Source organism: Leifsonia sp. KNZ13-11D (assembly GCF_056754895.1).
This window is the reverse complement of record NZ_JBPGWU010000001.1, coordinates 1,111,384-1,132,324: the sequence shown is the minus strand read 5'-3', so window position 1 is coordinate 1,132,324 and position 20,941 is coordinate 1,111,384. Positions and strand designations below refer to the sequence as shown.

22 protein-coding genes and 1 tRNA gene are annotated in these 20,941 nt (G+C 70.6%); 12 read left to right on the top strand and 11 right to left on the bottom strand.

Annotated features, from left to right (window positions below):
- Position 1: 1 nt before the first annotated feature.
- The 4 genes from ACR9Y5_RS05740 to ACR9Y5_RS05725 form a co-directional block, all read right to left on the bottom strand.
- The gene (locus ACR9Y5_RS05740) at positions 2-598 is read right to left on the bottom strand and encodes a hypothetical protein (protein WP_481297059.1); all 597 of its coding nucleotides are present in this window, start codon (positions 596-598) and stop codon (positions 2-4) included.
- 214 nt (positions 599-812) lie between these two features.
- On the bottom strand, positions 813-1,301 hold the full coding sequence (locus tag ACR9Y5_RS05735) for a hypothetical protein (protein ID WP_481297058.1): 489 nt from the start codon (positions 1,299-1,301) through the stop codon (positions 813-815).
- Positions 1,302-1,429: 128 nt separating this feature from the next.
- Positions 1,430-3,445, bottom strand: a complete 2,016-nt coding sequence (locus tag ACR9Y5_RS05730; protein ID WP_481297057.1) for an alpha/beta hydrolase — start codon at positions 3,443-3,445, stop codon at positions 1,430-1,432.
- Positions 3,435-3,722: a hypothetical protein gene (locus ACR9Y5_RS05725; RefSeq protein WP_481297056.1), complete on the bottom strand. Its 288-nt coding sequence runs from the start codon at positions 3,720-3,722 to the stop codon at positions 3,435-3,437. Before ACR9Y5_RS05725 ends, ACR9Y5_RS05730 begins: the two co-directional genes overlap by 11 nt.
- A gap of 400 nt (positions 3,723-4,122) precedes the next feature.
- Between ACR9Y5_RS05725 and ACR9Y5_RS05720 the strand changes: the two genes are divergently transcribed.
- A complete protein-coding gene (locus ACR9Y5_RS05720) occupies positions 4,123-4,881 on the top strand; it encodes a hypothetical protein (protein WP_481297055.1) in 759 nt (252 codons plus the stop codon).
- Between the two features lie 131 nt (positions 4,882-5,012).
- Here ACR9Y5_RS05720 and ACR9Y5_RS05715 read toward each other — a convergent pair whose 3' ends face one another.
- A complete protein-coding gene (locus ACR9Y5_RS05715) occupies positions 5,013-5,606 on the bottom strand; it encodes a TetR/AcrR family transcriptional regulator (RefSeq protein ID WP_481297054.1) in 594 nt (197 codons plus the stop codon).
- 87 nt (positions 5,607-5,693) lie between these two features.
- On the opposite strand from ACR9Y5_RS05715, the gene paaA reads away from it, so the two are divergent.
- From paaA to ACR9Y5_RS05685, 6 genes are read left to right on the top strand one after another with little or no spacing between them, the layout of a single operon-like run.
- A complete protein-coding gene (paaA, locus tag ACR9Y5_RS05710) occupies positions 5,694-6,692 on the top strand; it encodes a 1,2-phenylacetyl-CoA epoxidase subunit PaaA (RefSeq protein ID WP_481297053.1) in 999 nt (332 codons plus the stop codon).
- Complete coding sequence (gene paaB, locus ACR9Y5_RS05705) at positions 6,689-6,976, top strand: 1,2-phenylacetyl-CoA epoxidase subunit PaaB (protein ID WP_481297052.1); 288 nt, start codon at positions 6,689-6,691, stop codon at positions 6,974-6,976. Before paaA ends, paaB begins: the two co-directional genes overlap by 4 nt.
- Positions 6,973-7,842: a 1,2-phenylacetyl-CoA epoxidase subunit PaaC gene (gene paaC, locus ACR9Y5_RS05700; RefSeq protein ID WP_481297051.1), complete on the top strand. Its 870-nt coding sequence runs from the start codon at positions 6,973-6,975 to the stop codon at positions 7,840-7,842. Before paaB ends, paaC begins: the two co-directional genes overlap by 4 nt.
- Positions 7,836-8,318 (top strand): 1,2-phenylacetyl-CoA epoxidase subunit PaaD, encoded by a 483-nt coding sequence (gene paaD / locus ACR9Y5_RS05695; protein ID WP_481297050.1) that lies wholly within the window; start codon positions 7,836-7,838, stop codon positions 8,316-8,318. The genes paaC and paaD overlap by 7 nt, the downstream gene beginning before the upstream one ends.
- Before the next feature lie 10 nt (positions 8,319-8,328).
- Positions 8,329-9,417 carry a 1,2-phenylacetyl-CoA epoxidase subunit PaaE gene (gene paaE, locus ACR9Y5_RS05690; RefSeq protein ID WP_481297049.1) on the top strand — a complete coding sequence of 363 codons (1,089 nt, stop codon included), beginning with the start codon at positions 8,329-8,331 and terminating at the stop codon, positions 9,415-9,417.
- Positions 9,418-9,430: 13 nt separating this feature from the next.
- Complete coding sequence (locus ACR9Y5_RS05685; RefSeq protein ID WP_481297048.1) at positions 9,431-10,201, top strand: enoyl-CoA hydratase/isomerase family protein; 771 nt, start codon at positions 9,431-9,433, stop codon at positions 10,199-10,201.
- Positions 10,202-10,228: 27 nt separating this feature from the next.
- Here ACR9Y5_RS05685 and ACR9Y5_RS05680 read toward each other — a convergent pair whose 3' ends face one another.
- Positions 10,229-11,566 (bottom strand): maltokinase N-terminal cap-like domain-containing protein, encoded by a 1,338-nt coding sequence (locus ACR9Y5_RS05680; protein ID WP_481297047.1) that lies wholly within the window; start codon positions 11,564-11,566, stop codon positions 10,229-10,231.
- Positions 11,567-11,654: 88 nt separating this feature from the next.
- Positions 11,655-12,974: a M23 family metallopeptidase gene (locus ACR9Y5_RS05675; RefSeq protein ID WP_481297046.1), complete on the bottom strand. Its 1,320-nt coding sequence runs from the start codon at positions 12,972-12,974 to the stop codon at positions 11,655-11,657.
- Positions 12,975-13,251: 277 nt separating this feature from the next.
- Between ACR9Y5_RS05675 and lepB the strand changes: the two genes are divergently transcribed.
- Positions 13,252-13,986, top strand: a complete 735-nt coding sequence (lepB, locus tag ACR9Y5_RS05670) for a signal peptidase I (protein WP_481297045.1) — start codon at positions 13,252-13,254, stop codon at positions 13,984-13,986.
- A gap of 30 nt (positions 13,987-14,016) precedes the next feature.
- Here the strand turns inward: lepB and ACR9Y5_RS05665 are convergent, their stop codons facing one another.
- On the bottom strand, positions 14,017-14,976 hold the full coding sequence (locus tag ACR9Y5_RS05665; RefSeq protein WP_481297044.1) for a siderophore-interacting protein: 960 nt from the start codon (positions 14,974-14,976) through the stop codon (positions 14,017-14,019).
- 222 nt (positions 14,977-15,198) lie between these two features.
- Here ACR9Y5_RS05665 and ACR9Y5_RS05660 point away from each other — a divergent pair, with 222 nt between their 5' ends.
- Positions 15,199-15,543 carry a YciI family protein gene (locus tag ACR9Y5_RS05660; protein ID WP_481297043.1) on the top strand — a complete coding sequence of 115 codons (345 nt, stop codon included), beginning with the start codon at positions 15,199-15,201 and terminating at the stop codon, positions 15,541-15,543.
- Positions 15,540-17,090, top strand: coding sequence for a carboxylesterase/lipase family protein (locus tag ACR9Y5_RS05655; protein WP_481297042.1), 1,551 nt, complete (start codon positions 15,540-15,542; stop codon positions 17,088-17,090). Before ACR9Y5_RS05660 ends, ACR9Y5_RS05655 begins: the two co-directional genes overlap by 4 nt.
- Positions 17,091-17,187: 97 nt before the next feature.
- Here the strand turns inward: ACR9Y5_RS05655 and ACR9Y5_RS05650 are convergent, their stop codons facing one another.
- A complete protein-coding gene (locus ACR9Y5_RS05650) occupies positions 17,188-17,784 on the bottom strand; it encodes an alpha/beta hydrolase (protein ID WP_481297041.1) in 597 nt (198 codons plus the stop codon).
- A gap of 139 nt (positions 17,785-17,923) precedes the next feature.
- Here ACR9Y5_RS05650 and ACR9Y5_RS05645 point away from each other — a divergent pair, with 139 nt between their 5' ends.
- Positions 17,924-18,400, top strand: coding sequence for a hypothetical protein (locus ACR9Y5_RS05645; RefSeq protein WP_481297040.1), 477 nt, complete (start codon positions 17,924-17,926; stop codon positions 18,398-18,400).
- A 43-nt stretch (positions 18,401-18,443) separates the two neighbouring features.
- Here the strand turns inward: ACR9Y5_RS05645 and ACR9Y5_RS05640 are convergent.
- Positions 18,444-18,516, bottom strand: a tRNA-Thr gene (locus ACR9Y5_RS05640).
- A 26-nt stretch (positions 18,517-18,542) separates the two neighbouring features.
- Positions 18,543-19,448: a DsbA family protein gene (locus ACR9Y5_RS05635; RefSeq protein WP_481297039.1), complete on the bottom strand. Its 906-nt coding sequence runs from the start codon at positions 19,446-19,448 to the stop codon at positions 18,543-18,545.
- 216 nt (positions 19,449-19,664) lie between these two features.
- Between ACR9Y5_RS05635 and ACR9Y5_RS05630 the strand changes: the two genes are divergently transcribed.
- Complete coding sequence (locus ACR9Y5_RS05630; protein WP_481297038.1) at positions 19,665-20,852, top strand: ABC transporter ATP-binding protein; 1,188 nt, start codon at positions 19,665-19,667, stop codon at positions 20,850-20,852.
- Positions 20,853-20,941: the final 89 nt, after the last annotated feature.

Genomic DNA, 20,941 nt, shown 5'->3' with positions numbered 1-20,941 from the left:
GTCAGTCGCGCGGGTACGGGGTGACGGTCGGGCTGTTCGTGGGGTGGTAGGGGTCTGGGTCCATGTCGTCGAAGGTGCGGTAGCCGTTGGGGCCCGCGAACATGCGCAGAGTGGGGTCGGTTGAGCATTCGGAATAGATGCTGAGGACGAACGCGATCGTATGGCTGGTGACACTCGCAGCGAGGCTGCCGTCCCGACGATCGGCACGCAGCTCTGTATCGTGCTCCGACCCACGATCAACGTCCCCGACAGCCGTCACTATGTACCCCTGGCTGTCCCAGAACGCACCCATCTTTTCCGCGAATGCAACCGGATCGCCGGCTGGCTCGTGGAAGAGGTCGAGTTGGAAGCGTTGACCATCGTGGCCGGGTTCGGTAGTGCAGCCCGCTCCGATGAACTCTTCCGTTGGCGGACTCCACTGCTCGGCACCGGGCTCCCAGTGGAACCCCCACCCATCGGGAAGCCCCGACGCAGCGATAGCGGCATCCATCGCCACGATTGTCTCCGTGCGCAACTGCTCCCCGGTCTTCCGGGAATCGGGATAGTGGGATGTCGTGGCGCAGGCTCCCAGGCTGAGGACCGTGGCGAGCGTGAGCACGACGCAACCGACTGCGCGCCTCAACAGCCAAGCCCCATCTGCCGGGGGATCCGCACCCTGCAGTCACCGGTGGGGGTGGGCTCGTCGGCGGCGCTGAGCAACGGAGCAGATGACATCCAATCACCGGGGTAAACCGTGGAGCAGCACAATCCAGCTCCGGACGACGCACTGCTGTCGGCGGTTACGGGGGGCGCCAACACGTGAAGCCTCCCTCTCACTTTCGGGGGTAGGGGGTAACGCTGGGGCTGTTGGTCGGGTGGTAAGGGTCCGGATCCATGTCGTCGAAGGTGCGGTACCCGTTCGGACCGGCGAACATGCGCAGAGTGGGATCGGTCGAGCATTCGGAATAGATGCTGAGGTTGAACGAGACTGTGTGGCTCGTGACGCCAGCAGCAAGGCTCCCGTCGGGGCGGTCTGCACGAAGGTCTGTGAGGTGCCGATCTCCAAGGTCGACGCCCGCGACAACACTGACCGTGTACCCCTTGCCCTCCCAGAATGCTCCCACCTTCTTGGCGAACGCCACCGGATCACCGACCGGCTCATGGTAGAGATCGAGTTGGAAGCGGTGACCTTTATTGCCAGGTTGCGTGGTGCAGCCAGCCCCGATGAACTCTTCCGCGGGCGGACTCCACAACTCGGCACCGGGCTTGAGGTCGAAAGCCCACCCATCGGGAAGCCCCGACGCAGCGATGGCGGCATCCATTGACGCGATTGTCTCCAAGCGCAATTGCTGCCCGGTCTTACGCGAATCGGGATAGTGGGACGTCATTGTACAACCTCCAAGAACGAGTGTGGCGGCCACCACGAGTAGGGTCGCGCGGACGACGCGGGTCAACGGCTCAGTCCTGTCTCGCGGGTCAGCCGATCGAGGTCTTCCAAGGCTTGCCTGTTGTGTTCTGCCGTGGCCGAACCGGTTTCTGTCAGGCGGCCGCTGAGCTCAGCGTGCAAACCCGTCGTTAAGACAGCCATGTTGTACAAGGACTGGGTCTTCAGGTCGTAATAGCCGTGTCCTTCGGACGGCTCGGCGTTCCCGTTCCACGGGCTGGGGGAACCGCCGGGCTTGCCGACAGGGTTGTGCCCGTCCACGGCGAGCAGGCCCTTCCCGTCGCCGTCTGCGCTGAAGGATTGGGCGCCGCCGATCGACTGTCCGAACGGCGCCGCGACGCCCGGGTTGGGGTTGGCGCGCCCGGAGAAGGCGGCCCCGAACGGGGCGATCTGGTCCGGGGTCGCCGCGGTCGTGTAGACATGAGCAGCCCGGATCGCCGACAGCGACGGCACCAGAGCGGTGTCGATGCCCGCAGAACCCACCATGACGAACGAGTCGATCTTCGTCTTCACCTGCGTCAGAGCGATCGACGCCATCGTCGTGCCGTACGAGTGCGCGGTCACCGAGATCGGCGAGTACGAGGACGAGAACCCGTTGCGCACCTCGGCGTTTCCGTCGAGCTCCGCCGCGAACCGGGCGGCGCCCTTCTTCGCCGAGTCGCTGAAGTTGACGCTGACACCGTCGGGGTTGTCGTACTCGAAACACGCCACCACCCCGGGGCTCGCAGCAGCATCGAGCCCCTTTTGCGCCGTCCACAGGTTCTTGCCCGCGGTACTCCAGTCCTTCAACGCGTCTTTCGCGCCGAACCCCATCCCTCCGGCGCACCAGGTCGTCGGCGAGCAGGTGTCGAGGTCCCCATAGCCGACCGCGAGCATCGGCGGCTCGGCGAAGAAGTTGAACGCGACCAGCTGGACCGGAACGCCCCTGGCGGGAGCGGTGAGCGCCGCCCCCATCGCGTCCATCACACTGCGCTGCGCGTCGGTCAAATGGGGGTTCTTCTTCGCCGCCTCGTAGCTTATCCGGTTCGCGGTGTCGCGGTCCGCGTAGGGCACGCCGGGAAGGTTCCCGATGATCCCGGGCGCCCCGTGGATGTACGCCTCTCGTGTCTCCGCATCCAAGCGGTGCCACCACCCCGCGACGGCCTCCGGCGCGGGCGGGTGGTCCCAGAACTGCTGCGCCAGCTCCGGGTCGTCGGCGAGGAGCACCGTCAGCTGGTCGAGCGGGAGGCGGCTGAGGAGGGACATCGTCGTGGTGCCCGTCGTCCCCGTGACCTTCTCGATCGTGGTCAGCGTTCCGAAGGCGGTCGTGAAGTCCCGCAGGTCCCCGAACACCGAGTCGGGCGACGCTTCCGCAGCGTGCTCGATCGCGGCGGCGAAGCGGGCCTCCGCGCGGGTGAAATCGTCGTGCGCCGCGCGCGCGTCCGCGCACGCCTGCTCGAGCCGCTGCTGCGCCTCCGCCAGCGTCTTCGTGGCGCGGTCGCGCTCGGACCGGATCGCCTCCGCTCGGCGCTTCGCCGCGGCCACGTCGACGAGAGACGGAACGTGCGTCTTCGGTGGCGGCGGCGTGCTCGCATACTTCGTGGCGAGGTCCGCCATTCCCGTCACCGCGGCGAGCGCCTGATCGTAGGACCCGGTCAACGCGTGGATGGACGCCTCGGCCTTCGCGATCGCCTGCTGCGCCTCCTCCGCCGCGTGCAGCGCCCGGTCGGCGTCGAACTGCGTGGAGAACATCGCCTCCGCCCACGCCTGGCTGGCATCGCCGGCCTCGCGGTTCCGGGTCGACGCCTTCTCGGTCGCGGTCTGGAGGGTGCGCAGCCGAGCGCAGAAGGCCTGGCCGGCGAGACCCGACCACGTCGGGGCCTCCACCTGCCCACCGACGTCACCCAACAGGCTCGCGACGTGCTGGAACCACTCGCCACGGACGCGCAGGTCGTCCATCAGCGCAGCCACCACGTCGATATTCCCGGGAGTGGGATCGTCGGCGAAGCCGACCGGCGACCAGTCCGTGAGCCTAGAACGCACGAGGACCCCCGGCGAACCTCTCCGCCGCCTCCACGTCGCGATGTGCGTACGTATCCGCAGACGAGCGCAGCATTGCGGCCAGCTTCTGGACGCTCCGTGCTGCCGCTGCGCGCTCCGACGACCACGTCGGGTAGTACCGTTCGAACGCCGCATCGGCGCGGGCGCTCCCCAGGTCGCCCCGCTGGACCGTCGGATTCGCCAGGGCCTCGGGCGCTCCATCCAGGGCGCGCGCGCCCTCCCGCAACGTCGCTACGTCTACCGAGATCGTGCCGGCCATTGTTCTCCGTCCTCGTACTGTTCATGAAGAATAACCGGATGGTGAACACACAACTTCGATGCATCATTTCAGATGGCCGCAATCGGCACGCGGTCGATGCGCCGGGCGCCGGCCCCAGAGCCGGTGGCCACTCGTGAACGATGTCGTCCCTGCTTCCGAACGCGACATCCTTCTCGACATCCGGGACAAGCTCGCACACGTGGTCGAGATCCTCGATCGGGCGCACCCCGCTCGCGATCCAGCGGCTGACCGCCGCGCCGAAGCCCGCCCATACGGCGAGGGAGCGCGATCCGTCGCCGAAGAATAGCTGCATGCCCTCGCTGCGGGTGACGCGTCGACAGCCAATCGGCTCAGCCGGATCAACACGCAGTGGTCGCCGAACGGCTTCCTCCGCCAGGAGGTGTACGAACACGCCGAGCATCTGACGGAGCCGCTGCTCGTCTCTCCCGAGCTGGCGGAACTCGAGGCGCCGCACGGCGAGGTGCGCTACACCGTCACCTACCATCTCGCGGGGGAAACCGTGCGCGAGCTGATCCGGGTCACGAGAGACGGAGACGACTGGTGGGTTTCCGACGGGCTCGTGTGCGCGCTGCCGCGAGGAGACGGCTACCGCAGCGATCCGACCCGTCACTATTCACTGCCCGGTGCGACCGTCGGAGTCGAAAGCGCGCGCGGCGCGCTGGCGCATGTCGGCGTCTATCGGGCCCTGCCGCCGAACGAGTTCTATACCGCCACCGGCGACACGAGCACGGTCGTCATCTCACGTACTCGCTCCTTCTTCGCGGACAGCGGCTTCGCCCTAGCCCCTAACGATGCATACCTGACGCGCGCTCAGCGCGCCGTCGACGAGACGTTCGCCGAGGCGACGAGCGCAGGAACGCTCGAGGCGCTCCGCAACGCCGGAATGCGAGGCTCCTACAACGTGTCGGTGCCCGCCGATGCTCGAGTCACCTCGGTCGCCGTACTCGAACCACCCGTCGTCACGATCGGCGACGAGGAGTACCAGACGTTCACCGTCTCCCAGGCCCGCGTCATCGTCAGCGCCAGCGGATACGACTACCGCGAGGAAGTCGTCACCGAAGACATCGTCGGAACCTTCCACTTCTCCGTCAAAGCCACCATCTCCGCCGGCACCCCCTCGATCACCGTGGCCCGCTGACGCTCCCGTCCCCCTCCCCGTCCCCCTCCGCCCCCCGTCGAGTACACGATTTCTACACGCAACACGCCGTTCGAGCGTGCACTAATCGTGTACTCGACGGAGGACGGAGGGCGGAGGCGAGCGTCGGGGGGTCAGCGCAGGGCTAGGGCGAGGATGGTGGTGGCGAGGTCGTCGGGGGTCAGGGGGCCGGTGGGGGTGTACCACTCGGTGAGGGAGTTGATCATGCCGAAGAGGAGGCGGGCGACGACCGCCGGGTCGGCGTCGGTGCGCAGCGAGCCCTCGGCCCGGGCTTCCGCGACGAGGTCGGCGACCGCGTGGTCGAAGGCACGCCGGCGGGCGAGGGCGGCGCGCTCGATCTCGGTGTTGCCGCGCACCCGCAGCAGCAGCGTGACGTAGGGCAGCCGGTCCGCCAGCACGCGGACGGCTCCGCGCAGCACGAAGGCCAGGCGGTCGGCGGCCGCGCCCGACGCAGCCTCGGGCGCACGCAGCACACCTTCAAGTCCGTCCAGCGCCTCGTCCAGGGCCAGCCGCAGCAGCTCGTCCTTGGAGGCGACGTGGTGGTAGATCGCCGACTTCGACAGCCCGAGCCGGTCGGCGAGCATCCCGATGGAGGTGGCGTCGTAGCCGTGCTCGTTGAACGCCGCCACGGCGACCTCGAGGATGCCGCGCTGGTCGTACCCGGGGCGTCCGCGCCTGAGGGTCTCGGTATCCGCCGTCTCGGTCACCCGCTCAGTCTGGCATGTCGCCCACCGACAAGGATATACTGACCGAACGATCAGTCAGTAAACCGATCCGTGCGCAAAGGGGCGTCGATGGAGACCACCACCACAGAGCGAGGCGCCGCCGAGCACGCCGCCGAGCAGGCCGCCTTCGACCAGCTCATCGCCTCCGACTCCCGCGTGGAGCCGCGGGACTGGATGCCCGACGACTACCGCCGCACACTCATCCGTCAGATGTCGCAGCACGCACACTCCGAGATCATCGGGATGCAGCCGGAGGCCAACTGGATCACGCGCGCACCGAGCCTGAAGCGCAAGGCGATCCTCATGGCGAAGGTGCAGGACGAGGCGGGCCACGGCTTGTATCTCTACTCCGCGACCGAGACGCTCGGCATCACCCGCGACGAGCTCACTGACCAGCTGATCTCCGGCCGCGCCAAGTACTCGTCGATCTTCAACTACCCGACGCTCAGCTGGGCCGACATCGGAGCGATCGGCTGGCTCGTCGACGGCGCCGCCATCTGCAACCAGGTGCCGCTGTGCCGCTGCTCGTACGCGCCGTACGGCCGCGCGATGGTCCGGATCTGCAAGGAGGAGTCGTTCCACCAGCGGCAGGGCTTCGAAATCCTCCTGTCGCTCATGCGCGGCACCCCCGAGCAGCAGCGCATGGCACAGGATGCGGTGGATCGCTGGTACTGGCCGTCGCTGATGATGTTCGGGCCGCCGGACGGCGACTCGCCCAACTCGGCGCGCTCCATGGCGTGGAAGATCAAGCGGTTCTCGAACGACGAACTGCGGCAGCGGTTCGTCGCGATGCTCGTGCCGCAGGCGGAGGCGCTGGGCGTCACCCTGCCCGACCCCGATCTCCGCTGGAACGAGGAGCGCCAGGCCTACGACCTCGGACCCATCGACTGGACCGAGCTGCAGGAGGTCATCGCGGGCCGCGGTGTCTGCAACGCGCAGCGGCTGCAGCGCCGCCGCGAAGCGCACGAGGAGGGCCGCTGGGTGCGGGAGGCCGCAGCCGCGTACGCCCAGAAGCAGCACGCGGAGCAGCAGCGCGCCGCCCCCGAGACCGCGGAGGCCGTCGCGTGACCGCCGAGCCGTGGCCCCTCTGGGAGGTCTTCGTGCGCGCGTCCCGCGGCCTCAGCCACGTGCACGTCGGTTCGCTGCACGCGCCGGATGAGGTACTCGCCGTCCGCAACGCCCGCGACCTGTACACCCGCCGCGGCGAGGGCGTCTCGATCTGGGTGGTCCGCTCGGACGCGATCACCGCGAGCGACCCGGACGCCAAGGACGCCTTCTTCTCCTCTCCCGAGGGCAAGAACTTCCGCCACGCCACCTACTACACGGCCGCCGAGGGGGTGAAGCACCTGTGACGGACGCCCGCACCGAGCCCGGCCACACCGACCACGACCCCGCCGAGCCCGGCCACATCCAACTCAGCGCCGTGACCCTCTCCGACGAGTTCGTCACCTCCGACGTCCCGCCGTCCCCCGAGGTCGCCGAGTACGCCCTCTGGCTGGGCGACGACGCCCTGGTGCTCGCTCAGCGTCTCGGCGCCTGGATCACGCGCGCCCCGGAGCTGGAGGAGGATGTCGCGCTCGCCAACATCGCTCTCGACCTGCTCGGCCACGCGCGCTCACTGCTCCGCTACGCGGGCGCCGCCACCGGACGCACCGAGGACGACCTCGCGTACTGGCGCGAGGAGGGCGACTTCCGCTCGGCCCACCTGTTCGAGCAGCCGAACGGCGACTTCGCGCACACGATCGTTCGCCAGTTCGCCGCCGCGCACTACCTCTACACCCTGTACGAGCGGCTCCGCGCCTCCACCGACCCGGTGCTGGCGGGTGTCGCCGCGAAGGCGGTCAAGGAGGTCGACTACCACCGCGACCACGCCGACCAGTGGATGCTGCGCCTGGCTCTCGGCACGGAGGAGTCCCGCCGCCGCACGCTGCGCGCGATGGAGGACGTCTGGCCCTACGTCGACGAGCTGTTCTCCGACACGTCGGCCCTGGACGGCGACCTGTTCGACGCTCTGGAGGGCGTCGCCGTGCGCCCGTCGTCGCTGCGCGCCGCATTCGACGGGGACGTCGCGCCCGTCCTCGCCGAGGCCGAGCTCTCCCCGCCGGACGCTTTCCATGCGGCCGGCGGCGGACGCCGCGGCCGGCACTCGGAGCACCTGGCCCCGCTCCTGGCCGAGCTGCAGGTGCTCGCCCGTCAGCATCCGGGGGCATCGTGGTGACGCATCACGCGGACGCCGCGCGGGCGTGGTCGGCGGCGGCCTCCGTGGTCGACCCGGAGGTTCCGGTGCTCAGCATCGACGACCTCGGGGTGCTGCGCGAGGTGACGGTCTCCGACGACGGGGTCGAGGTGGTCATCACGCCCACCTACTCCGGCTGCCCGGCGATGGATGCGATCCGCGAGGATGTGGTGCGCGCCCTGTCGTCCGCCGGCTTCGGCGATGTGCGGGTGCGGCTCGCGCTGTCGCCGGCGTGGACCACCGATTGGATCAGCGCGGCCGGCCGGGCCGCGCTGAAGGACTACGGCATCGCCCCGCCCTCGGCGGCAGGGCCCGTGCGTGTCCGTATGTCGGTGAAGTGCCCGCACTGCGGCTCGCTGGACACTCGCGAGGTGGCGCACTTCGGCTCGACCTCGTGCAAGGCACTGTACGTCTGCAACGCGTGCAGCGAGCCGTTCGACCACTTCAAGGCGCTGTGAGGGCCGACTGATGGCGCGGGCCCGTTTCCACTCGCTCGCGGTCGCCGAGGTGCGCCCGCTCACCGCCGCCAGCGTCGAGGTCACCTTCGCCGTGCCGGAGGACCTGCACGGCGAGTACGACTACCTGCCCGGCCAGCACGTGGCGCTGCGCGCGCACGTCGACGGCCGGGAGCTGCGGCGCAGCTACTCGCTCTGCCGTCCGCCGTCGCCCGGCCGGATCAGCGTCGCGATCAAGCGCGACCTGGGCGGCGCGTTCTCGACCTGGGCGACGAGCGAGCTGCGCCCCGGCGACACCATCGACGTCATGAGCCCGCAGGGCACGTTCACGGTGGATGCCGCTGGCGCGGCGGGCAAGCACATCGTCGGCATCGCGGCAGGCTCGGGCATCACGCCGCTGATGGCCCTCGCCGGCAGCATCCTCGCAGGCTCCGACACCTCCCGGTTCACCCTGGTCTACACGAACCGGACCGCGATCGACGTCATGTTCCTCGAGGAGCTCGCCGACCTGAAGGACCGCTACCCGTCCCGCCTGGCGCTGCACCACGTGCTGTCGCGAGAGCAGCGGTCCGCGCCGCTGCTGTCGGGCCGGATCGACGAGGACCGGCTGCGCAGGATGCTCGACGCACTGCTCCCGCCCGACACGGTCGACGAGTGGTTCCTCTGCGGGCCGTTCGAGCTGGTGCAGCTGTGCCGCGACGTGCTGGAGAGCTACGGGGTGCCGCGGGAGCGCATCCACTTCGAGCTGTTCACCACGGGCGAGCCGGGGGACGTGCGCGGCGACAGCGGGCGCCCGGTCGTCGTGCACGAGGGTGAGCGCACGGCCGAGATCGAGTTCACGCTCGACGGCCTGAGCTCGACCGTCACCACCCCGATCGACGCCAACGAGTCCGTGCTGAACGCGGCGCTGCGGGTGCGTCCGGACGTGCCGTTCGCCTGCACCGGCGGCGTCTGCGGCACCTGCCGGGCGCGGTTGATCTCGGGCGACGTGCGGATGACGGAGAACTACGCCCTGGAGCCGGAGGAGCTCGAGCGTGGCTACGTGCTCACCTGCCAGTCGCATCCCCTCACCGACCGCGTCGTCGTCGACTACGACGTCTGAAACGAGGAGCCCCGTGATCGAACTCGACATCGCCGACGGCGTCGCCCGGGTGACCCTGAACGCCCCGGAGCGGCTGAACGCGCTCGGCCCCGACGACCTGCGCGCCCTCGACGCCGCCTACGCCGAGGCGGAGGCGGCCTCCGTCCGCGCCCTTGTGCTGCGCGGCGAGGGGCGCGCCTTCTGCGCCGGGCGCGACATCGCGGGCGTCGACCCGGCGACGGATGACGTCAGCGGTTACCTGGACGGACTGGTGACCCCGCTGCTGCGGCGCATCGCCGCCTTCCGGGCGCCCACGTTCGCGGCCGCCCAGGGCGCGTGTCTCGGCGTGGGCCTCGGGCTGCTGGTCGCGACGGATATCGTCTACGTCGCGGACGACGCGAAGGTGGGCTCCCCGTTCGCCGCGCTCGGCGCGGCCCTCGACTCCGGCGGGCACTGGCTGCTGGTCTCCCGCCTCGGGCCGCACCGGGCGATGGACCTGATCGTGAGCGGCCGGCTGATCTCGGGCGCCGAGGCCGTCGCGGGCGGACTGTTCTCACGCGCGCTCCCGGCCGCAGAGCTGCCGGATGCGGTGGATGCCGCGGCCGCGGCAGCCGCCGACGGCGCGACCGAGGCGTTCCTCGCGGGCAAACGCATCGTCGCGGGCCTCCGCGACGGCACCCTCGACTTCTGGGGCTCGGTCGCCGCCGAGAACGCCGCGCAGGCGCGGCTCCGCGACACGGCGGACTACCGAGAGGGCTTCCGCGCCTTCCAGGAGAAACGCTCCCCCCGCTTCACCGGCCGCTGAGCGGCCGGTCCGTCCAGCCTGCGCGGCTCAGGAGACGCGGCTGGCGAGCAGGCGCTGCACGGCCGAGAGCGGGATCGGGATCCACGCGGGCCGGTGCCGCGCCTCGTAGGCGATTTCGTAGACCGCCTTGTCGAGCTCGAACGCGTCGAGCAGCAGGCGGAACTCCTCCACCTCGCCGCCCGCGACGGAGGCGTAGCCGTCGAGGTACGACTGCCGGGCGTCGCCGGCCCATCCGGCGGCGTCGATCGGGGTGTCGCGGCGGGCCAGCGAGCCGGCGACGTAGTCGAACGACCGCAGCATCCCGGCGACGTCGCGCATGGTCGCGTCGGGGAGGGCACGCTCGGCGAGCGGCCGCAGCGGCTCGCCCTCGAAGTCGATGAACTGCCAGCCGCGCTCCGGCGAGTACAGCACCTGACCGAGGTGCAGGTCGCCGTGGATGCGCTGCAGCGTCGGCAGCGGAGCCGCGGCGGCATCCTCGTACACGGCTGCGATGCCGGCCCGCAGCTGCTCCACCTCCGGCACCTCGGTCGTGGTGACCGTCAGCCTGCGGAACATCCCGTCGAGCGCGCGCGCCACATCATCGGTGGTCGCCCGCGTGGTCGGCAGCACCTGCGCCATGAGGCGGTGCAGTTCGGCGGTGCCCCCGCCCAGCTGGTACGCCCGGTCGGCGAAGTCCTCCCCGCGCTCCGCCGCGCTGACGGCGAGCTCCCAACCGTCCTCGGCGCCCGGCACGAAGTCCTGCATCAGCGCGAGCTCGCCGGATGCGGCGCGGCCGTCCGCGGTGGGCCACCGGCCGGTCAGCCAGCCGAGGAGCGACGGCGTGCGCCGCGAGCCGCCGGCGGTGAGCGCCGCGAGCGTCGACACGTCCGGGTTCTCGCCGTCCTGCACGACCCTGAACACCTTGATGAGCGCCCGCCGGCCGTCGTCGAGCTCACCGACGATCGACGTGTTGGACTGCTCACCGGTGAGCCTCCGCGACGAGCGCAGGGCGATCCGCTCGCCGAGCGTGTGTCCTTGGGCGTGCGCGTCGCGTCCCTCCGCGCGCTCCTCCCCCGTCATCAGTTGGACGAGCGCGGTGACGTACGCCTCCTCGGTGGGTCCGTCGTACAGGAAGCGGCCGCCGGCCTCCCCGATCAGCGCCGCCTCGTCGCCGTCGCGCTCGGGGCGGGCGACGACGGGCACCTGGTAGACGCGCGGCGTCCGCGGGGCGTCGTCGGCGAAGAAGTGGGTGACGATGCGGACGTCCCCGGCCGCGGGTTCGGTGTCGAACGAGGCGAGCAGGCGCAGGCGCGGCTCGACGTTCTTGGTCGAGTACCAGCGCTGGCGCCGCATCCACGTTCCGACCAGCTCGGTGAGTTCGGTCATGCCTGAACCGTACGCCCGCACCGGGGTTTGCGCGCGGGGTGGTCAGGCGATCGGCAGGAACGGGCAGCCGGCCCTGCCTGCCCCCGGCTCAGCGGGTTCCGAGCACCACGCCGCGCGCCGCCATGAACGGCTGCGGGTCGATCGGCAGCCCGTTGACGTGCACCTCGAAATGCAGGTGGCAGCCGGTGGAGAGCCCCGTGGAGCCGACCTGCGCGATCGGCTGGCCCGCCGCCACGTGCTCGCCGACGGTGACACCGATGCCGCCGTCCCGGATGTGACCGTACGCCGTCTCCACCCCGCCGCCGTGGTCGATCAGGATGTAGTTGCCGTACCCGCTGAACGGTCCGGCCCGCTCGACGGTTCCGGCCGCCGCGGCGTCGATGGTGGTGCCGCAGGAGGCGCCGATGTCGTCGCCCGGGTGGAACAGCGCCGTGCCGAGGGGACGCGAGGGCCGTGGACCGAACACATCGGTCAGGGCACCATGCACCGGCAGCGCCCAGCCGCTCGCGACGAGCGACGGGTCGGAGGTGAGGACCTGCCAGCCTGAGCCCGCCTGGAGGATGGTGGGCGCCGCAGCGAGCGCCGCCGACGCCGCGTCCACCTGGGACTGCGCCTTTGCGACCGCCTGCTGGGGCGTGTCGACGTCGACCGCGGCGACGGCGTCCGCGGCGCCCTGCGCCTGTTGCGTGAGCTTCTGCGCGGCCTTCTTGGCGCTCGAGGCGGCACGGATGGCCGCATCGCGGTCGGCGGACAGCTTCGCCAGCCGGTCGGCAGCGCCGAGCTTCGTCAGGAGGTCTCCTGGCCCGTGCAGCGCCGCGCTCACCGGGTCCTGGGTGAGCAGGTGGGTTCCGGAGGAGCGGATGAGCGCTGTCGCGAACGCCGCTGCCGCCTTCGCCTGCTTCGTCGCCGCCGCCGCACGCTTCTCGACGGCGTCGGCGACCGACTGAGCCTGGTCGTGCTCGCGTTGCGCGCTCTCGGACTGCTCGGTCGCGTCGGCGAGCTGCTGCTGCGCGGCGGCGAGGTCACTGGCGAGCTGCGCCGCCTGCGCGAGCTCCTGCGGGTCGACGCTGTCGAACTGCGGCAGGTCGGGGGCCTCGAGCTGGATGTCGTCGCTCGGCGGAGGGGTGGTGGCCGGGCCGGGAGTCGGTGTCGGGGTGGGGGTCGGCGTGCCGGTCGGGTCGGGCGTCGGAGTGGGCGTGGGCGTCGGCGTGCCCGTCGGGTCGGGCGTCGGAGTGGGTGTCGGCGTACCCGTCGGGTCCGGCGTCCCGGTCGGCTCCGGCGTCGGTGTCGGCGTCGGTGTACCGCTCGGATCGGGTGTCGGGGTGGGCGTGCCGGTGGGGTCCTGGCCGTCGTGCTGGTCCGTCCCGGGATCCGGCGTCGGCGCCGCGGTCTCGGTCGGCGCGGGCACGCATCCGGCCCCGCATTCATCGGCCGATGCCGCTTGAGGGACCGCCAGGAGGCCGCCCGTCACGAGGACGAGCACGGCACATGCGTGAAGGAGGCGCGGTCCCCCGAACCGCGTCGCTGTCCTGTGCCGTTCGAACGTTCGCCGCATGAGTGGGAACGGGCCGGCGGCACGCGCCGCAAGCCCGTAGTGAGATGTTCTCACTCCCTCCCGGCGGGGACAACCCACCCGAACAGGGTGTGATGCGGCTCACAGCATCGGCACGTTACGGTGGGGGGTTGTGACCGACAGTACTGCCACCGCGCGCCCGCGCCGCTCCACGCGGCGCACGTCCAGCTGGAAGACCCTGCTGCGGGATGTGGTGGTCATCTTCGTCGTCGCGGTGCTGGTGTCGTTCCTGATCAAGACGTTCGTGGCCCGCTCCTTCTACATTCCCTCAGGTTCGATGGAGAACACTCTCCAGATCAACGACCGGATCATCGTCAACGAGCTGCAGCCCAAGGTGTTCGGACTCCAGCGCGGCGACGTCGTCGTGTTCAAGGACCCGGGTGGATGGCTCCCTCCCGCTCCGCCGCCGACGGGCAACGCGGTGCAGCAGGGTGTCGGCGCCGTCCTCGACTTCGTCGGTCTGGGCGCCTCCGACTCGGACCAGCACCTGGTGAAGCGGCTCATCGGCCTCCCCGGCGACCACGTGAGCTGCTGCAACGCCCTCGGGCAGATGAGCGTCAACGGGGTGCCGTTGAAGGAGCCGTACGTGCTGCTCCCCGCCGGCGTGCAGGCCGTCTCGGAGAAGTCGTTCGACGTGACCGTGCCCAAGGACACGGTCTGGGTGATGGGCGACAACCGCTACAACTCGGCCGACTCGCGGTACCACATGGACGACCCGGGCAAGGGCTTCGTCCCGATGTCGGATGTCGTCGGCAAGGCGTTCGTGATCAGCTGGCCGGTGAGCCACTGGTCCTGGCTCGACGACTACCCGGACACGTTCCGCGGCGTCGAGCGCGAGGACCAGTAGCGCAGACCGGTAGCGCAGACCGGTAGCTCGCTAGTTCTCCGAGCGGCCGAGCCGCCAGTACCCCATGAACGCCACGCGCGAGCGGTCGATCCCGTGGTCGCGCACGAGCATCCGGCGAAGCGTCTTGACCGCGCCCGACTCGCCCGCGATCCACGCGTAGAACCCGGCATGCGTGGCGTCGGCGTCGTCGAGCGGGCTCTCCCAGAGGATGTCGCGGTCCACATCCACGTCGTCCAGGCTCTGCACCCGTCCGGCGGCGGCCGCAGCGACGACCCCGGGATGCGCGGCCAGCCACCCCTGCACGGCCGGCACCAGCGCGGTGCCGGTGACGGCGGAGCCGCGCGGCAGCCAGATCACCTCGACCTGCGCCGGGAGGCGCAGCGCGAGCGCGTCGTCCGGCGACGGCACCTCGATGAACGCCTGGGCCCGGCGCCCGGCCGGGAGGGATTCGAGAATGGACGCGATGGCGGGCGCCGCCGTCTCGTCGCCGGCGAGCAGCAGCTCGCGCGCGGACCCCGGACGCCAGTCGATCCCGACGCCCCGGTGCGGGCTGCGCGCATCCGGACCGATCACCACCAGCTCGTCGCCCGGGCGGGCGGCGAGCAGCCACTGTGCCGCCGGTCCGCCGTCGCCGTGCACGACGAAGTCGATGTCGAGACAGCATCCCTCGGTGTCGATCGCTCGGACCGTGTAGGTGCGGAACGGGTTGCGCCGATGCTCGGGGAGTGCGCGCCAGCGCTCGTACCAGTCGCCGGCGAAGTGCGCCTCCTCGTCGTCCACACCGAGGTCGGCGAAGCTGCCGTCGGCCAGGGGGAAGAGGAGCTTGATCCGCTGGTCCAGGCATTCGGTGCCGAAGTGCTCGAAGTCGCCGCACTCGAAACGGACCCGCGTGAAGTGCGGGCTCAGCCGGTCGATCGCCGCCACCCGGGCAGGGTACGGCCGGTACGCGGGGCGCGGACGCCCGGTGCGGGTCGGGGCGAGGATGGTCACGGAGTCTCCGGTGGACGGGCGGCGGAGGACGGGCGGCGCAGGACGCGCGGAGGAGCGGAACTAAGGTAAGGCTACACTAACCCGGCCGACGCTCCCCTGGTGATCCCCTGGGACCGAGAGCTGCTGCCTCTGCCGGTTCCCGGCTCACCGGTCCAGAATGTCGATCGACGGTCCACCCGTTCGACGCCCCGGTGAAGCATTCGCTCTCGAGAGGACACAACGATGAAGTACATGATGTTCGTGATCACCGACAGCTCGCCCGATACCGAGCGGGACGAGTCGGACGTCGACGGCTGGGTGGACGAGCTGGACGCGAGCGGCAAGCGCGTGATCGGCGAGGTGCTCCAGGCGCCCGTCGAGTCCCGCGTGGTGCGCGTGCGCGACGGCAAGCGGTACGTCACCGACGGCCCGTTCGCCGAGACGAAGGAGTGGATCTGCGGGTTCGACATCCTCGACGTCGCCGATCTGGACGAGGCGATCGAGATCGCGTCCCGGCACCCGATGGCCCGCAACGGCCAGCTGGAGCTGCGCCCGTTCATGCAGTGGGACGAGGTCGACGGGGCGTGAGCGGACAGCCGGTCGTCGTCACGGCCGCGGGCGCGGTCCGCGGACGTGACGACGGCCGCGTCAGCGCCTGGCGCGGCATCCGCTACGCCGAACCGCCGACCGGACGGATGCGCTGGTGCGCGCCCGTCCCCGTGCGCCCGTGGGAGGGCGTCGTCGACGCCGTCCGTTTCGGCCCGGCTGCTCCGCAGCGGCCGAATCCGTCCGTCCCGCTCGCGCCCGGCGAGCCGGGCGGCGCCCGCCTGGACGAGGACTGCCTGTTCCTCAACGTGGTCCGGCCGAGCGCCGTTCCACCGTCGCGGCGGCTGCGGCCGGTCATGGTGTGGCTGCACGGGGGCGCCTACGCGCTGGGCTCCTCCAGCCAGCTGGTGTACCACGGCGACGAGCTGGTGACCTCCGGCGATGTCGTGGTGGTGACGCTCAACTACCGCCTGGGAGCACTCGGGTTCCTCGATCTCGGCGCCGCGGGCGTTCCCGGCGCCGAGAGCAATGTCGCCCTGCGCGACGTGCTGCTCGCGCTGTGCTGGGTCCGCGACAACATCGCGGCGTTCGGCGGTGATCCCGGACGGATCACCGTGTTCGGGCAGAGCGCCGGCGCGGGCCTCGTCACCGCTCTGCTCGCCTCGCCGCTCGCGCGCGGTCTCTTCCACCGCGCCATCGCGCAGAGTCCGCCCGCCGGCTCCATGTACGGACCGGAGCGCTCGGAAGTCGTCGCGCGAGCGTTCCTCGAGCGACTGGGAGTCGGTCCCGACGACGTGGACACCCTCCAGCACCTGCCGGTCGAGCGGCTCGTGGAGGCGGGGGCCGCGGTCTACGCGGACATCCCGCGCGAGCATCCCGGCATGCTGGCCTTCGCACCCGTGATCGGCGACGACGTGCTGCCGGAGGCGCCGCTCAGAGTGCTCAGCGAAGGGCGAGGGATGCGCGTCCCGCTCGTCATCGGCACGAACCGCGACGAGGCGACCTTGTTCCGGCTGATGCGGTCGCCGCTGCTGCCCATCCGGCGGCCGGCTCTTCAGCGCATGTTCCAGGCCATGCAGGAGGAGCAGCGGGCCGGCGGACCGGACGCTACGCGCCTCCCGCCGCCCGACCGCGTGCTCGCCGCCTACCGCCGCGCCCCGCTCTCGCGGAACGTCCGGATCGCCACCGACATCGCCTTCCGGATGCCCGCCGTGTGGGCCGCGGCGGGCCACGCGGAGGTCGCCCCGACCTACCTGTACCGCTTCGACTTCGCGCCGCCGCTGCTGCGGCTGAGCGGCATCGGCGCAGCACACGCCACGGACCTCGCGTACGTCTGGGGCGAGTTCGGCGGCCTCCCCCGCGATCCGTCGTTCTGGCTCGGCGGACGCCGCGCCGCCGACGACGTCTCCTGGCGCATGAGAGCCCGGTGGGCGTCCTTCGCCCACGGCGGGGCTCCGGGCGAGGGGTGGCCCGCCTACGACGCAGAGCAGCGCGCCACGCTCCTGATCGGCGCCGAGGACCGGGTCGTGCCCGATCTGGACGGGGCGCTCCGCGCCGGCTGGGGCGAGCGGATCCTGTCGTTCCGCTGAACGCTCGTCGACATCATCCTGCTCGCGACGACCAGGTGAAGCACCTGCCGACGCTCGCCCGGGTGTTCGTCGTGATCCTGCTCCCGCTGGCCGCAGGCTAGCCCTCCGGGGTGTGCTGGGCCACGAAGCGGATCGCGTCGTGCGCCATCCCGGGCGTGATCTCGTGGCCGGCCGCGGGATAGACGTGCTCCTCGAGCGTCGAGTGCCCGGGCAGGAACTCGCGCATCCGGATGATGTCGTGCGTGCTGATCACGTCGTCGCGGGCCCCATGCCCCCAGAACACCGGAGGACGGCGGGCAGCGAGCTCGGCATCCCCGCGCTCGTCGTCGACCGTCGTGAAGCCGCCCAGCGTCACCACGAAGGAGAGCCGCCCGGGCGCCCGGCGGAGCATCTGGAGCGCCGTCGCGCCTCCCTGCGACCATCCGACCGCTGCAACGGGCGCGTCGCCGAAGTGCTCGCCGACCCACCCCAGCAACCGGTCGGCGACCGGTGCGACATCGCTCGAGTGCGCGCCCGGCCGCCCGTCGTCGGCGACGTGGAACCACTCGAACTGGTCCCCCAACGGCAGCTGTGCCTGCAGCACCTCGGTCCGCCACGGCGCGGGCGTGCGCTCCGCCATCCAGGCCAGATCGTCGCGGACGCCGTAGCGGCCGTGCAGGAACAGCAGGACAGGAGCGGTGGACGAGATCGGCATCCCTCATTCATCCCCCCGGGCCGCGCACACGTCCACCCCGCGTCTGACAGTAACCTCCATGCCGCGTCACGCTCCGCCCGGACACCTCGTCATAAAGGAGAGACCGCCGAGCGGCGCGACCCAGAGATCGGGGGAGACCATGCCAGACCACAGCACACAAGCGCACACGACCGGGACCGCACGGGATGCGAGCGAGAAACACGAAGACGCACGAGAATCGTGGTTCCGCCTGCGCGCGGCCATCGTCGACGAGTACGTCGGCAAGCTCCCCGAGCTCCTGGCCGTCGACGAGTTCGCCCGGTTGGCCGGGATGACCGTCGCCCAGGTCCGCCACGCCACGACGACCGGCGACCTCGTCATCTCACTACGCGACGGACGCCGCGGGATCGCACCGGCGGACAACATCCCGTTCCTGCTGCGAGAGCGCTTGATCCGGCTGCCCTTTCCGGCGACACGTCACCGACGCCGTGCGGCGCGCTCCATCGATGTGAGCCTGGCGGCCTACGAGCGGATCTGGGACGAGGCCGTCCGCAACTCGATCTCTCCGCAATCGGCGCTCGACCGTCTGCTGGTCGCGGCGACCGATGTCGCGACGCCCGCAGCGAACTACAGCTGACGCGCACGAAACCCGGGTCCTGCGGCGTCACGGTCCTCACCGGAGCCGGCTGCGGGACTCGAACCCGCGACCGCTCGCTTACAAGGCGAGTGCTCTACCAACTGAGCTAAGCCGGCACGGCGGTCACCCGCCCGCCATCATCCTAGGGGGTCGGCGTCGGGGTCGGCGTCGCGGTGGACGTGTACTCGTCACCCTGCGCCTGCAGGATGAACGCCTTGAAGTCGTCCGCGTTGGTGAGCGACCCGGTGTAGGGCTTGCCGTTCACCAGCACCAGGAGCGCGTTCGTCATCTTGTTGACGTCGGAGTTCGGGATGGGGCCGCTCAGCGCGCGATCGCTCGCGTTCGTCACCCAGCTCGTGAAGCGGCCGTCATCGATGCAGGAGTCGATGTCGCCGGTATGCGCCGCACCCGCCGCCTCGGCGCGCTTCTTCAGCACATCGTCGCTCAGGCCCGGACCGCCCTCCGCTGGCTGCTTCTCGAACAGGGAGGCGTTGAACTTCCAGAACGCGTTGGGGTCGTAGTTCGCGACGCAGGCCGCGGCGTTCGCCGCGCGGAGCGAGTACTTGGTGCCCGCCGAGTGGCTGGTGTAGATCGCGACCGGGTGCATCTCGACGGTGACCGCACCGTTCTTGACCAGCGGCTCCAGCTGCTTCAGGTTGGTGCGCTGGAAGTCGCCGCACAGCTTGCAGAGGTAATCAGCGTAGATGCGGATGTCGACCGTGCTGGCCTTCGGGTCCGGAGTGCTGGCGACGGGCTTCGCATCGGGGGCGAGGGCCAGCGTGGTCTTCACCTTGAGGCCGGAGCCCACGACGACGCCGTCGCTGGCCATGTTCTTCGGACCGGGGACGGTCGGACGGATCGCGCTGACGATCACCACGGCGACGATCGCGAGCACCGCGAGCACCGCGACGGTGATGCCGCCGCCCAGGAGGGCGCGTCTGCGGCGCTCCTGCTTCTGGTGCGACGTGCGGAGCTGCCGTGCTTTCTCACGGGCGGCCGCGCGGACGTCGCCGGGGCGGCTGTCGTCGGGCTGGGTGTCAGGGCTCATGTCTTCCGGAAACTGCTCTCGGGTCGGACGGGCCGCGCGGGGGACGCGGTGGGGCGGGCGCGCATCCGGCGCACACAACCGGGACAGCGTAAACCGGCAGTCTGGGAATCGACCAGACGCTGGCTGGACGCGCGTTCGGCGGAACAGCGGCGGCCGCTCGGGGGTCCGGACGGGGTCCGGTCGAGAGCATGTCCGCCGATGCCATATTATGGCCACGTGGCAGAGACGCCATCGGACGTCTACGCCACGTTCATCCATTCACAACGGATCGTCCGGCACGTACCTGCCGGTGAAGGAGACAAGAAGAAGATGGCGACAGTCACCTATGACAAGGCGACCCGGCTCTACCCGGGTTCCACCCGTCCCGCCGTGGACGCGCTCGACCTGGAGATCGCCGACGGCGAGTTCCTCGTCCTCGTCGGCCCCTCGGGCTGCGGCAAGTCCACCTCGCTCCGCATGCTCGCGGGCCTCGAAGAGGTCAACGACGGAAACATCTTCATCGGTGAGCGCAACGTCACCGATGTTCCGCCGAAGGACCGCGACATCGCGATGGTGTTCCAGAACTACGCGCTGTACCCGCACATGACCGTCGCCGAGAACATGGGCTTCGCGCTCAAGATCGCCGGTGTCGGCAAGGAGGAGCGTGCCCAGCGCGTCCTCGAGGCCGCCAAGCTGCTCGATCTGGAGCCGTACCTCGGCCGCAAGCCGAAGGCGCTCTCCGGTGGTCAGCGTCAGCGCGTCGCCATGGGCCGCGCGATCGTGCGTTCGCCCCAGGTGTTCCTCATGGACGAGCCGCTGTCGAACCTCGACGCCAAGCTCCGCGTGCAGACCCGCACGCAGATCGCGTCGCTGACCCGCCGCCTCGGCGTCACCACGGTCTACGTCACGCACGACCAGACCGAGGCGCTGACCATGGGCGACCGCATCGCGGTGCTCAAGGACGGCGTGCTGCAGCAGGTCGGCACCCCGCGCGACCTGTACGCGCAGCCGAACAACGTGTTCGTCGCCGGCTTCATCGGCAGCCCGGCCATGAACCTGTTCACGGCCGACGTCACCGACGGCGGCGTCAAGTTCGGGTCGGCCGTCGTGCCGGTCGAGCGCGACACCATCGCCAACGCCGGTTCGGCCGTCACCATCGGTGTCCGCCCGGAGGACGTCGTCGTGTCGAACACCGAGGGCACCGGCCTCAAGGTCACGGTCGACCTCGTCGAGGAGCTCGGCGCGGACGGCTACCTGTACGGCCACTCCGAGGTCGAGGGCAAGCGCACCGACATCGTCGGCCGCGTCGACGGCCGTATCCACCCGAACGCGGGCGACACGGTCTACATCACGCCGAAGCCGGGCCACGTCCACGTCTTCCACGCGGAGACGGGCGAGCGCCTGGGCGGCGCGGTCGTCGACTGAAGTTCCAGGAGCGATTCCTCACTCTGCCGCAGTCCGGAGCCGGGCTGCGGCAGAGTGCTTTCCACGGGTGCGCGCATCCACTGAACCGA